The sequence below is a fragment of the Collinsella aerofaciens genome, from assembly GCF_039752955.1.
In the GTDB taxonomy this organism is placed as follows: domain Bacteria; phylum Actinomycetota; class Coriobacteriia; order Coriobacteriales; family Coriobacteriaceae; genus Collinsella; species Collinsella aerofaciens_BI.
Genome location: NZ_JBDMHB010000091.1, coordinates 1 through 1,044 on the forward strand (window position 1 = coordinate 1; position 1,044 = coordinate 1,044).

Consider the following 1,044-nt stretch of genomic DNA (forward strand, 5'->3'; position numbering starts at 1 on the left):
GCCAACATCCTGCCTGCCATGGGCTTCGCCATGCTCGGCCGCCTGGTGCTCACCAAGCAGCTCGTGCCCTTCTACTTCCTGGGCTTCCTGCTGTGCTCCTACGCCAACGTGCCCGTCCTGGGCGTCGCCCTGATCGCCATCATCATCGGCATCGACAAGTTCGACCTGCTCGGCCTGGGCGGAGCCCAGCCCCAGCTCTCCGCGGAAGGGGATGAGGACGATGACTTCTAGTCCCGAGAACAAGATCACGCGCTCCGACCTCGTCAAGAGCGCCGTCAACGTCGGCGCCCTGGGCATGGAGTTCTCCTGGACCTACTACAAGCAGATGAACATCGCCTTCTGCCTGATGGTCGCCAACATGCTCAAGAAGATCTACGCCGGCCGCCCCGACGACTACGCCGCGGCCCTGCACCGCCACTGCGCGTTCTTCAACATCACCGTCCAGTTCGCCCCGTTCGTCGGCGGCATCGCGATGGCCATGGAGGAGAAGGTCGCCCGCGGCGAGATCGAGCCCGAGAGCGTCAACGACGTCAAGGCCGCCCTCATGGGCCCGCTGTCCGGCATCGGCGACTCCATCTTCCTGTCGACGCTGCGCGTGGTCGCCGCCGCGGTGGGCATCAGCCTGTGCCAGGCCGGCAACCCCTTCGGCCCCATCGCCTTCCTGCTCATCTACAACGTCCCCGGCTTCGCGCTGCGCATCTGGGGCGCCGTCAAGGGCTACGAGCTGGGCGTTGGCTTCCTGGACGAGGCCCAGAGGACCGGCCTCATGCAGAAGATCATGACCTGCGTGGGCATCGTGGGCGTCATGGTCGTGGGCGCCATGTGCAAGGACATGTTCTGGGCCAGCATCCCGGTGGCCATCGGCTCGGGCGACGACGCCCAGACCCTCCAGGACATCCTGGACGGCATCATGCCCGGCATGCTCGGCATGATCGCCTTCTGGCTGTACTACTGGCTGCTGTCCAAGAAGATCAACCCCATGGTGCTGATCGTGGCCACCATGGTCGTGGGCATCATCGGCGCGTTCTTCGGCGTGCTGGCGTA

General features: G+C 65.3%; 2 protein-coding genes. Both read left to right on the top strand.

The features are described from left to right. Positions 1-231 (top strand): PTS sugar transporter subunit IIC (locus tag ABHR75_RS09920; RefSeq protein ID WP_138374561.1); only part of this gene is annotated, 231 nt, incomplete at its 5' end. Further along, positions 221-1,044: PTS system mannose/fructose/sorbose family transporter subunit IID (locus ABHR75_RS09925; protein ID WP_430392729.1), on the top strand; the 824-nt coding region annotated here is incomplete at its 3' end. The genes ABHR75_RS09920 and ABHR75_RS09925, both read left to right, overlap by 11 nt.